Source organism: Pseudoalteromonas sp. SK18, from assembly GCF_001974855.1.
Classification (GTDB): Bacteria; Pseudomonadota; Gammaproteobacteria; order Enterobacterales; family Alteromonadaceae; genus Pseudoalteromonas.
In genome coordinates this window covers 25538-38353 of sequence record NZ_MTQB01000019.1, presented here as the reverse complement: position 1 = coordinate 38353, position 12816 = coordinate 25538, and the positions used below count along the sequence as shown (strand labels likewise).

The window sequence follows — 12816 nt, the reverse complement described above, 5'->3', positions numbered from 1 at the left end:
GTATCGCTTTAGCTTAAAATATACCAAGCAATAAAAATAACGGGTAAAGCAGCAAGGGCGATTGTTAAAGGCCACTTTAATGCTTTCGCTTTTTTAGCATGTAATACTTCCAGTGCATTAGTTTCATTACAAGCAGCCACTTTATCAATATACAGGTAGCCTGAGTTAATATACTGCTTACAATTTTGCACGTCTGCTGGTATTGCAATTAGTTTTTGCTGCTTTTTTAGGACATAAAAATCCATAAACTCACCACACTTAATACGACTAGTTAGAACAAAAAATATTTGAGAGAAACACTAAAAAAGTACCCTCAAATTAAAAAAGTGGGCGATTCTAATTACAAACCATAGTAAAGATCAACCTAAAACTGTGTTATTTAGTATTTTTAATGAAAATAGCTGTGTTTTTTCGTTTTATCTCTACTTTTAGTGATATGTAAACCCCCTTTACAGTTTTGTTTAGCGTATTAATTGCTTTTGTTTTTTATTAAATTTCTGACGAAATGTCCGTTCTTTTTTATGGTATGAAACACTATAAATAGTATTTACATAAAGATGGGGAATATCACCCTGTAAAAGCAGGGTTTTATCGCTATTTTATTGAAGCTTAGCTGTAAATTTGTCACAGTAGCGTCACTAAAATCGATCAGGATTAACAATGAAGAAAAATTTATTTACATTGAGTGCGTTTGTATTGCCTTTGGCAATGGCGAGCTCTGTGATGGCCTCATCTGTTGAACAAACTAAAGGCAGCTATGTTGATAAGTTTCGTCAACTAGATGAAGCTTTGCCTACCCCTAATGTTTACCGTAGTGCCGCAGGTGCACCGGCAGAAAATTACTGGCAACAACGGGTTGATTACGATATTGATGTAAAGCTTGATGAGCAAAAGCGTCGTTTAACGGGGAGTCAAACAATTGAATATAAAAATAACTCACCGCATACGCTTAAATATTTATGGCTACAGCTTGATCAAAACATTTTTAAAAATGACTCGATTGCAGAAACCACGCAAACTTTTAAAAGTACCCTACAAAACGAACCGGATGCTAAGCCTGCTAAATTAAGCTTAGGTGATTTACGTCGTCAGCAGTTTATGAACGACAATGAGCTGGGTTACACCATTAGCAATATTAAAGATGAAGATGGTAAAGCGCTACGCGTAACGGTTGTTGATACTCTAATGCGTATAGACTTAAACACGCCACTTAAACCAGGTAAAGATGTTGAGTTTAGCATGGACTTCGCGTTTAACTTGGTTGAAGAAGATGCGGTAGGTGCACGTGCAGGTTATGAGCACTTTGAAGAAGACGGTAACGATATTTTCCTAGTGGCACAGTGGTTCCCTCGTTTAGCTGCGTATACTGATTACGAAGCATGGACCAACAAGCCATTTCTAGGTAGCGGTGAATTCACCTTGGAATTTGGCGACTACGACGTTGAAATTACGGTTCCAGCGGATCATATTGTATCGGCAACCGGTAAGCTTGATAACCCAAGCTCAGTTTTAACCAGTACTCAACGCATGCGTTTAAAAGAAGCTGAAACAGCAAAGCGCCCGGTATTTGTAGTTACTGAAGAAGAAGCACTCGAAAACGAAAAAGCCGGTACAGACAAAACAAAAACGTGGCATTTTAAAGCAGAGAATGTCCGTGATTTTGCATGGGCGTCGTCACGTAAATTTATGTGGGATGCTAAAGGTTACCAACAAGGTGGGAATGAGCAACCACTGGTTATGGCGATGTCGTTTTTCCCTAAAGAAGGTGGCGATTTATGGAAGAAGTACTCAACTGAATCTGTGGTGCATACCATGGAAGTGTATTCGAAATATTCATTTGACTACCCTTACCCAACTGCACAGTCAGTTAATGGTCCAGTAGGGGGGATGGAATACCCAATGATCACCTTTAATGGTCCACGAACAGACTTACAAGATGATGGTACACGTACTTATTCTCAAGCAGAAAAACGCTTTTTAATCGGCGTTGTTATTCATGAAGTGGGGCATATTTATTTCCCTATGATTGTAAACTCAGATGAGCGCCAATGGACTTGGATGGATGAAGGCTTAAATAGCTTTTTAGATGGTGTTGCTGGACGTGAATGGGATCCAACCATTCCTTGGGGTGTTGAGCCTCGTGACATTGTGGCGTACATGAAGTCTGAAACTCAAGTGCCTATTATGACGCAATCAGACAGTGTGCTTCGTTTAGGCCCTAATGCCTACACTAAACCAGCTGCAGCATTAAATATTTTACGTGAAGTTATTCTAGGTCGTGAATTATTTGATTTTGCGTTTAAAGAATATGCACAGCGCTGGAAATATAAGCGCCCTACTCCAGCTGATTTTTTCCGTACTATGGAAGAAGCGTCAGGCGTTGATTTAGATTGGTTCTGGCGTGGTTGGTTTTACACCACAGACCATGTTGATATCTCGCTTGATAAAGTATATCAATTACGGTTAGACACCAAAAACCCTGATATCGACTTTAAACGTTTACGTGATATTGAAGCGAATAAGCCAAGCTCATTATTTGTTGAGCGTAATCGTGCTGAAGGTAAAAAAACCTGGGTTGAGAAAAACCCAGATGTGACCGACTTTTATGACGAAAACGATCGCTTTACGGTTACCAATAAAGAACGTAATGCGTACAACAAGTTTTTAAAAGGCTTAAAACCGTGGGAGCGTAAAACACTCGATCGCGCGCTAGAAGAAGACAAAAACTACTATGTTATGGAGTTTTCAAACTTGGGCGGTCTAGTGATGCCGATTCTTTTAGAGCTAACTTATGAAGATGGTACTAAAGAAGAGCGTTACATTCCCGCAGAAATTTGGCGTCGTAACCACAAAAATGTACAAAAGCTGATTATTACCGACAAAAACAAACCGCTCACCTCAGTAACGGTTGATCCAGGTTGGGAAACAGCGGATGTGAATGTAGAAAATAATCACTACCCACGTCGTATTATTCCTTCACGTATTGAAGTGTACAAACGTGAAAAGAGTAAGGCAAAAGTAAGCCGTGATATCATGCAAGATATTAAAACTGAGCTAAAAAAAGACGAGCCAAAAGACGAAAAAAATAACGGCGAGGACCAATAATAATGCGCTTTTTGCTTATTATTGCTTGTTTTTTAATTGCTGCGCCGAGTATGGCGCATCAATTAAAATCATCCGTTACCACGGTGTTATTTAATCAGCGCACGCACAATATTGAATTGATGCATCGTTTTTACTTACATGACACAGAGCATGCTGTTGGCAACTTATTTAAAGGCAAAGTGGATATCATAAATAACAAGCGTGACCAAAAACGCTTTGCTAAATATGTTGAGTCTCATGTTGCTTTGCAAACCTTAGTGGGTGAGCCACTTACGCTTAATTATGTGGGTGCACAAGTGGATGGTAAGTTCTTTTGGGTATACCAAGAAGCAACGATCCCCGATGAGATTGAAGGCGTTAGAATGAGTAATGGCGCACTTCGCGATTTATGGCCTGCGCAAGTCAATATGGTAAATGTTGAAGGGCGAGGACAAGTTAAAACGTTAAACTTTAGCCAAGACGATACATGGCTTGAAGCGCGATTTGAAACTAACTAACCCACCGCGCATCTTTTATAAGGTGCGCACTTTTTTACCAAAGATTAGCTGATCGAGTTAATTTACTTCATCGTAAAACCATTACAACAGATATTATTCAAACCCAAGCTATTGTGTTATCAAATGAGCTATACTGGGAGTGCAATGGACTGAGCTCTTTCCAATACGTTTATTGATATACTCTTTTATGTAAAGCAAACCCAGCAAAATGAGCTAATTATTTAGCGCAAGGAATGAAATGAAAACGCAAATTGAGGCAATCAAAGGTGTTATTTTTGATTTAGACGGAACCTTAGTATCATCAGAATTAAACTTTTCATTAATAAAAGCCCAAGTAGGTTGTCCTGCAGAGCTAGACCTACTTGAATATATAGAGCAATTGCCCTCGCCCTACATGCGTGAAGAAGCAATGAATATAGTTCATCAGCATGAGCTACTCGACGCGCAAACGGCGACGTTTTTACCCGGCGTTGTTGCAGCTGTCAACGCTCTGCAAGCTAAAAATATCCCCATGGCTATTGTGACCCGTAATTTTGATAAAGCGGCCACACTAAAGCTACAACACAATCCGTTGCCAATTGAAATGGTACTCACCCGAACAGACGCACCGGCTAAACCCGATCCAAGTGCTTTATTAACTATTGCAAGCCATTGGTCAATGCCCGTTGATAATGTTATTTACGTTGGTGATTATTTATATGATATACAAGCGGCCCATAATGCAAAAATGCGAGCCTGTTTGTATGCACCTGATGTGACCCCCGCGTATGCCGAACAAGCCGACTTTGTTATTCATGCGTTTGATGAGTTAGTATCTTTGGTAGATAATTACGCTGAAAAAGTGAGGGTCTGTTGACCTTTCAAGGTTGAATTTGCAGCAGTCTGTTTGGTATTTAGGCAAGGCAGAGCCTATGTGGTGTGGTATTCCCCATAAATAGGCGATAACGCAGCATCAATGCCAAACAGGCGTTGCCCGGAGGGTTCTGCCTAGGGGCAATTAACTCTTTGTTGCTCGGTTTTGACTTAGCCCACTAGGTTACAAACTTCGCGCCGCGATTAAATTGCCCCTAGTTTGAACAAATAGCAATCCGCAAAGATTAACAGACCCTGATTATGTTAAATTGAGCTTTGTTGTATTTATTTAATAGCATAACGGGTATTATTTAAATTAATACCCAGCTGCTTTTACTTAGCATAGCATGTTGAACCACTAGCCCAATACGCTTTGAATTGGTAAAATATCGAAAACAGAACGTATTCAATAGAGGCACAAGATGGGCAGAGCATTTGAAGTCCGCAAAAGTTCGATGGCTAAAACAGCCAACGCAAAAACTAAAGTAAATTCGAAGTATGGTAAAGAAATTTACGTTGCAGCCAAAAGTGGTGAACCCGACCCGGATGTAAATCAAACATTGCGCCGCTTAATTGAAAAAGCCAAAAAAGACCAAGTTCCCGCGCACGTAATCGAAAAAGCAATTGAAAAAGCAGCCGGTGGGGCAGGGGAAGATTACTCAACCGCTCGTTACGAAGGTTACGGCCCGGGTAATTGTATGGTGATTGTTGACTGTTTAACTGACAACCCTAATCGTACAATTAAAGATGTGCGCTTACCGTTTACTAAAACAGATTCAAAAATAGGCACACCTGGTTGTGTTGCTCATATGTTTGATCACCTCGCTGTTTTAGGGTTTGCAGGCGACGACGATGAAGTGGTGTTAGAAGCCCTGATGATGGCTGATGTTGATGTTACTGATGTAGAAGCCGAAGATGGCAAAGTGTCGGTGTTTGCACCGCATACTGAGTACTTTAAAGCTAAAACGGCATTAGAAGAAGCATTTGAAGGCATTAACTTTGAAATTGATGAGATTACCTTTGTACCACAAGTGCATGTTGAAATTACTGATGAAGAAGTGATTGCCAACTTTGATAAATTTATCAATATGCTTGAAGATTGCGATGACGTACAAAATGTTTATCACAACGCGACCATTAAAAATTAATTCGTAGTGATTTGAATAGTGATTATTCACAGCCGTTATAAAAAATCAGCTTAGTAAAGCTGATTTTTTTGTTTTTAGGTTAAGTTTTAAGTTAGTGCTGTGCTTTATATTTTAAGCGGTAGCTGTGCAGTAGCGGCTCAGTATAACCGCTAGGTTGGCTAACGCCTTCAAATACTAGTGCCATAGCGGCTTGATAAGCAACACTTTTAGCCAGTGTTTGCTCATTAGTAGCCATAGGGCTGTAAAGGCTATCATGCTCATTTTGGCCATCAACAACCTTAGCCATTTTTGCCATTACATTTTGCACTTGCTCTTTACTGCACACGCCGTGATGCAGCCAGTTGGCGATATGCTGACTTGAAATACGTAAGGTCGCTCTATCTTCCATTAAGCCAATATGGTTAATGTCAGGCACTTTAGAACAGCCTATTCCTTGGTCAATCCAGCGTACTACGTAACCTAAAATGCCTTGCGCGTTGTTCTCAAGCTCACTTTGAATATCTTCTTTTGATAGTGTTTCTGGGGTTGTCATTAGCGGTGGTGTTAGCAAGCTTTCTAGGCTTGCTATTTGGCGCGTGGCAATGCTTTGCTGCAGGCTAAATACATCAACATCATGATAGTGCATTGCGTGTAATGTAGCGGCAGTAGGAGAGGGCACCCAAGCCGTATTTGCACCTGACTGAGGGTGGGCAACTTTTTGCTCCATCATCATCGCCATTTTATCGGGCATTGCCCACATACCTTTACCAATTTGTGCTTTGTGGCTTAAGCCACAGGCTAGGCCAATATCGACGTTACGATCTTCATAAGCGCTGATCCAAGGCTGTGCTTTAATAGCGGCTTTAGGCAGTACAATACCCGCTTGCATAGAGGTGTGTATTTCATCACCGGTGCGGTCTAAAAAGCCGGTGTTAATAAATACAACGCGCTCTTTAGCTGCATGAATACAGGCTTTTAGGTTAGCAGAAGTACGACGCTCCTCGTCCATAATGCCCATTTTAAGGGTGTTTTTCGGCAAGCTTAGTGCCTCTTCAACCATACCAAATAAAGTGTTAGCAAATGCCACTTCATCAGGGCCATGCATTTTTGGTTTTACAATATTAATACTTTGTGCAGTTGAGTTTTGAATGGCATTTTTAGTGTTTAAATCGTGCAGTGCGGCTGTTGCGGTGAACATGGCATCCATGATGCCTTCAAACACATCATTACCACTTACATCGGTAATGGCAGGGTTTGTCATTAAATGCCCAACGTTACGCACAAACATCATACTGCGCCCTTTTAGGGTCAGTTTTTGGCCATCAAGACCTGTGTATTGGCGATCGGCTTGTAACGTACGGTCGACCATTTTGTCGCCTTTTCTAAACGTTTCAACTAAGTTACCTTGCATTAAGCCTAACCAGTTTTTGTACACTTGCACTTTATCTTCGGCATCCACTGCAGCAACGGAGTCTTCACAGTCCATAATAGTGGTCAGCGCCGCTTCAAGTACCACATCTTTTAGCCCTGCTTTATCAGCTTGGCCAATAGGGTGGTGATGATCTATTTGCAGCTCAACATGTAATCCATTGTTTTTAAGTAAAATAACACTTGGGTTTTGTGCCTCACCTTGATAGCCAACGAGTTGTTCAGGGTTTTTAAGCGTAGTGTGCGAGCTGTCGCGTAATGTAATAGCAAGTGCGCCATCCACAATTGAATAATTAGTGCTTTCGATGTGCGAGCCATTTTCAAGCGGTAGCGCTTTATCTAAAAACTGTCTGGCGTAAGCCATTACTTTAAAGCCGCGCACTGGGTTGTATTGAGTCCCTTTCTCTGCACCATCGTCTTCACTGAGTACGTCTGTGCCGTATAGTGCATCGTAAAGTGAACCCCAACGTGCATTAGCAGCATTTAAAGCAAAACGGGCATTACTAACCGGTACCACTAACTGTGGCCCTGCAGTCAATGCTATTTCTGGCTCTACATTCTGGGTTTCAATATTAAAGTCTTCAGGTTCATCAACTAAATAGCCAATGTCTTTTAAAAACGCTTGGTACTGGGCTTGATCACCGTTTTTATTAGCAACATGGTAGTCATCAATCTGCTTTTGTAATTGTTCACGTTTAGCGAGTAGCGACTTGTTCAGCGGAGTAAGTGTTTGCACTATATGAGCAAAGCTTTTCCAAAACTGGTGTTCGTCTAGATGGGTACCAGGTAATAGTTGTTTTTTAACAAATTCAGCTAGTTGCTTATCAACGCTGAGTCCAGAGTGGGTGAGAGTGTGGCTCATAATTAAAATCCTTAAACGGTCCGACAGAGTGCATTTTTATATGCGTACACTTACCATATCGCAAAAAAGTCGCTTTGAGTGCTTTTTAACCATTCACTATATGTATAGCCGCAATAACAACTATAAATTTACTAAATCTAAAAAATAAGCCTAATGTTTAATTAAGCGCTACAGAGCTAACGCAATGTAGTCACTCTCTCAACAATAAATATTAATACCCGTTCGAAGGACTTTATTATGACAACATATCAAGGTGAAACAGATACACTAGCAACACTATGCCAATCACAAGGCAGTGCATGGAAAACTATTAATCCTGAATACGCAACTCGCATGCGTTTACAAAACCGTTTTCGCTCTGGTGTTGATATTGCACAATTTACTGCTGACATTATGCGTGAAGACATGGCGGCATACGACAAAGACACAAGCCAGTACACGCAGTCTTTAGGTTGTTGGCATGGTTTTACTGCGCAACAAATGATGATGGCAATTAAGCGTCACCAAAAAACAACTAAACGCAGCTACGTATACCTAAGTGGCTGGATGGTTGCAGCGCTTCGCTCTGAGTTTGGCCCACTTCCAGATCAAAGTATGCACGAAAAAACATCAGTACCAGCACTTATCGAAGAAATCTACACTTTCTTAAAGCAAGCTGATGCACGTGAACTTGACCATTTATTCAATGAGCTAGACGATGCAAAAGCAAACGGCGGCGACGTTCAAGCCGTGCTTAATAAAATTGATAACTTTGAAACGCACGTTGTGCCAATCATTGCTGATATTGATGCAGGTTTTGGTAACGAAGAAGCGACTTACCTACTTGCTAAAAAGATGATTGAAGCGGGTGCTTGTGCTATCCAAATCGAAAACCAAGTATCAGATGCTAAGCAATGTGGTCACCAAGCAGGTAAAGTTACCGTTCCTCATGAAGACTTTTTAGCTAAAATTAACGCAGTACGTTACGCGTTCCTAGAGCTAGGTATTGATAACGGCATTATCGTTGCACGTACCGATTCACTAGGTGCAAGCCTAACGCAAAAAGTACCGGTTTCACAAAAACCAGGTGACTTAGCAAGCCAATACAATGCATTTTTAGAAACAACACCGGTAAACAGCGTTGAAGATTTAAATGAAGGCGAAACGGCAATGAAGCTTAATGGCCAACTTTGTAAGCCTACACGCCTAGATAACGGTTTATACCAGTTCCGCGAAGGCACTGAGAAAGACCGCGTAGTACTAGATTGTGTAACTAGCTTACAGTCAGGCGCTGATTTACTGTGGATTGAAACAGAAAAACCACACGTAAAACAAATTGCAGAGCTGGTAAATCGCGTTAAAGAACAAGTTCCAGATGCTAAATTAGTATACAACAACTCACCGTCGTTCAACTGGACGCTTAAGTTCCGTGAGCAAGTATACCAAGAGTGGCAAGAAGCAGGTCGTGACCTTAGCGCTTACCCAAGTATTGATGATAACAAAGCGCTTATGGCTCCAGAAATGGATGCAACAGAGCTTGCTGCAGCTGCAGACTTATTAGTACAAAACTTCCAACGCGATGGCGCACGTGAAGCTGGTATTTTCCATCACCTAATCACATTGCCAACGTACCATACAGCGGCACTAAGCACAGATATTCTATCTGAAGGTTACTTCGGTGACTTAGGTATGCTGGCTTATGTACGTGACGTACAACGTCAAGAAATCCGTCGTGAGCAAGCGTCAGTTAAGCACCAAGACCTTGCAGGCTCAAACATTGGCGATACGCACAAAGAGTACTTCTCTGGTGAGAATGCACTTAAAGCCGGTGGTGAAGCTAACACCATGAACCAATTCTAATTCAACTAGATAGTGTTACTTAAGGGCCGCAAGGCCCTTTTTTTATGTCTGCATAAAGGCAAAATTTAATAGATCAGTATTTTACTAGCTACTTGGTTAGTGAGAGTTTTCACTGCAGTGCAGGTTAAAAGTGTAAATTAAATTTAAAGGATGTTTATGCTTGGCTGTGAGGGCTTTATGTTGATTACGCTTTGACACGTGTAAGCACAATAAATTAACCGCTTTTTACCACATATAGATCAGAGTTTAACTAGGGTCTGTTGACCTTTCAAGGTTAAATTTGCAGCAGTCTGTTTGGTAGTTAGGCAAGGCAGAGCCTATGTGGTGTGGTTCTTCCCCATAAATAGGCGATAACGCAGCATCAATGCCAAACAGGCGCTGCCCGAAGGGTTCTGCCTAGGGGCGATTTACTCTTTGTTGCTCGGTTTTTACTTAGCCCACTAGGTTACAAACCTCGCGCCGCGATTAAACCGCCCCTAGTTTGAGCAAATTTTAATCCGCAAAGGTCAACAGACCCTAAGCTATTAAAAGCAGATCACGATTTAACTAGCTAGTTCAAAAAGCAGATCAGGTTTTAACTAACCAGGTTGAAAACAGCCATTATCTTCATTATTAAGGGTAGATTTGCCTTTCTAACCCTTAATTTGACTATATAAACGCTTAATTTAAAGATTTTTAACTGGGGTTTATAAAGTAATAAACCGATTTTTTACTAACTGTTGCAGCTTATAAAACATTTTTTTACTAACTGAGGGCTTATAAACAGTGACTCAAACCGATTTTTTACTAACTCAAAGGAGCTGAGTTAGTATAAACCGAATTTTTACCAACTCAGCTTGAAACTAAGTCCGATATTTAGTTTAAGTATGTAAGGGATTACTCACATTATTGCTGTAAAGGGGGTTTACACTTGTGAGCTTCGAGCTTCGAGCTTCGAGCTTCGAGCTTCGAGCTTCGAGCTTCGAGAAACGAGCTTATATAGCTCGTCACTCATAATTCGACGTTTTATTTCGAATGCTTATCAAACCACCATTGAATATATGCCACTTTGGTCATTAAATTTGATGGACGGGCAGTAATACCATGTGAAGCGTTTGGAATGCGCACCATCGCGGTATCAACCCCCTGCAATTTTAAGGCTTGATAAAACTGCTCAGTTTCTGAAATTGGCGTACGGTAGTCTGCTTCACCAGTCAGTAGCATGGTAGGGGTTTTAACATTGCCAACATAACTGATTGGTGAGCGCTTCATATAATGCTCAATATGGTCCCAAGGTTTACCTGGAAACCAATAATCGGCAAAAAATGGATAGAAGTCGGCAGTTAGTACAAAGCTGATCCAATTAATCACTGGTTTTGCAACCACAGCTGCAGCAAAGCGATCCGTATGGCCTACAATCCACGCGGTTAATACACCGCCGCCAGAACCACCGGTAACGAACAACTTAGACTCATCAATAAAACCTTTATCGATTAGCGCGTCAACGCCTGTCATTAAATCATCGTAATCATTGCTTGGGTAATTATGATGAATAGTTTGCGCAAACTCTTTACCGTACGAGTCACTGCCTCGCGGGTTCATGTATAAAACAACATTTCCTTTGGCAGCAAATAGTTGTACTTCGGCACTAAAGTGAGGGCCATAGTTAGCAACAGGACCACCGTGGATTTCAAGCACCAGTGGGTATTTTTTTGATTTATCAAAACCCGGTGGGTAAGCAACCCAGCCTTGTATTGGTAACTCGTCGTGGCTTGATTTTAACCATAGCTCTTCAACCTTGGCGAGCTGTTTAGTTTGTAGTGCATCTGAGTTTAAATCGGTTAAACGCTGTACTTTGCCACGTTTTATTGTAGCTACATCAGCAGGGCGCTGGGTATCAGCCAAGGTAAATGCAATATCACCATTTTCACTAATATCAAAATCACCACCAGAATAAGGACGCCCAAACGCCACGCTACCTATTTGTTCGGTAATCACCTTACGTTTACCACTTCGAGGTTGATAAGCGAGTGCGGTTTGGCCTTCATCAGCATAGCTAAAATAGAGGCCTTTTGAATTTGCGCTCCATTGTATTTGGCCAACGCTGCGATCGAAATCGGGAGTCAGACTTTGGGTATCACCGGTTTTTAAATCACGAATATAAAGCTGAGTATTTTCATAGTTAGTGCGCTTGTCATCGTAGCCAGTATAAGCAAGGTACTGACCGTTAGGTGAGACCTGAGGTTGTTGATCTGGCCCATTACGGTCGGTCAGTGGGGTGATCTCTAACGTGTTTAAATTAAGCTGGTACACTTCACTATTGGTTGGCTTGAGTGCATGTTCAGCGTGTCTATTGGCTGAAAAATAAAGTGATTCGCCGTTTTTACTAAAGCTTACACCGCCATTATAATCAAAGTTATCGGTAGTGAGTTGTTGTGCATTGCCGCCATTCGCATTAAGAGTAAATAGCTGATTAAATCCTTTTTGACTATAACCACTGCCATCTGCACGGTAGTAAACATTGTCAATAAATTTAGCAGGGTCTGCCCAGCTAGCGCCTTTAGGTTTACCTGGTAAACTGACAGGTGGTGAGCTTATTTCAGGAACAAACATACTAAACACCAGTTGTTTAGAATTAGGTGACCAAGTGATTGAGCGAGGTGCATTAGTAAGGTTACTAATTTTTGCCACAGCACCCGTTTTAAGCCACTTCATGTATATTTGATTACTGCCATCTCTGTTAGAGATGAATGCAAGGCGCTGTCCATCGGGTGACAACACTGGCGAGTAGTCCATAAATACACCAGATGTTAAGGGCTGTAGTTGTCCTGTGCTGTAATCAACAGACCAAATATTACCGACTTTGCGATCGGTTTTAATATCCATGCGGTTGCGGACAAAATACACTGTTTTACCGTCGTCAGTAATATCTATTTGATTGGCATATTCTAAGTTGAATATATCTTGAAGTTGCAATGTATCGGTATTGGCAACGGCCAAGTGGCTGCTACCTAGTATAAGGCTCATAGCTAAAAGCGTTTTCATTGTTTATCCCTGTTTTAAATCACTAATCTATTTATAGGGTAGTAGAGGGATAATTTATAGTCAGATGCGACGAAGCTCGCAT

At 41.2% G+C, this 12816-nt stretch carries 8 protein-coding genes; 5 read left to right on the top strand and 3 right to left on the bottom strand.

The window, feature by feature from the left end; all coding sequences use genetic code 11:
* Positions 1–8: 8 nt before the first annotated feature.
* A complete protein-coding gene (locus tag BW139_RS13615) occupies positions 9–245 on the bottom strand; it encodes a hypothetical protein (protein ID WP_076920026.1) in 237 nt (78 codons plus the stop codon).
* Positions 246–660: 415 nt separating this feature from the next.
* On the opposite strand from BW139_RS13615, the gene BW139_RS13610 reads away from it, so the two are divergent.
* The 4 genes from BW139_RS13610 to BW139_RS13595 all read left to right on the top strand — a co-directional run bounded on the left by BW139_RS13610 (position 661) and on the right by BW139_RS13595 (position 5602).
* Entirely contained in the window at positions 661–3105 is a 2445-nt protein-coding gene (locus BW139_RS13610; RefSeq protein WP_076920025.1) for a M1 family metallopeptidase, read from the top strand.
* Between the two features lie 2 nt (positions 3106–3107).
* Positions 3108–3602 (top strand): DUF6702 family protein, encoded by a 495-nt coding sequence (locus tag BW139_RS13605; RefSeq protein ID WP_008110764.1) that lies wholly within the window; start codon positions 3108–3110, stop codon positions 3600–3602.
* Positions 3603–3840: 238 nt separating this feature from the next.
* On the top strand, positions 3841–4458 hold the full coding sequence (locus tag BW139_RS13600) for an HAD family hydrolase (RefSeq protein WP_076920024.1): 618 nt from the start codon (positions 3841–3843) through the stop codon (positions 4456–4458).
* A 418-nt stretch (positions 4459–4876) separates the two neighbouring features.
* Positions 4877–5602: a YebC/PmpR family DNA-binding transcriptional regulator gene (locus BW139_RS13595; RefSeq protein ID WP_008110762.1), complete on the top strand. Its 726-nt coding sequence runs from the start codon at positions 4877–4879 to the stop codon at positions 5600–5602.
* Positions 5603–5693: 91 nt separating this feature from the next.
* Here the strand turns inward: BW139_RS13595 and BW139_RS13590 are convergent, their stop codons facing one another.
* Positions 5694–7871, bottom strand: a complete 2178-nt coding sequence (locus tag BW139_RS13590) for a malate synthase G (RefSeq protein ID WP_076920023.1) — start codon at positions 7869–7871, stop codon at positions 5694–5696.
* A 237-nt stretch (positions 7872–8108) separates the two neighbouring features.
* Here BW139_RS13590 and BW139_RS13585 point away from each other — a divergent pair, with 237 nt between their 5' ends.
* A complete protein-coding gene (locus BW139_RS13585) occupies positions 8109–9710 on the top strand; it encodes an isocitrate lyase (protein ID WP_008110760.1) in 1602 nt (533 codons plus the stop codon).
* 1005 nt (positions 9711–10715) lie between these two features.
* Here BW139_RS13585 and BW139_RS13580 read toward each other — a convergent pair.
* A complete protein-coding gene (locus BW139_RS13580; RefSeq protein WP_076920022.1) occupies positions 10716–12734 on the bottom strand; it encodes a S9 family peptidase in 2019 nt (672 codons plus the stop codon).
* Positions 12735–12816 lie beyond the last annotated feature (82 nt).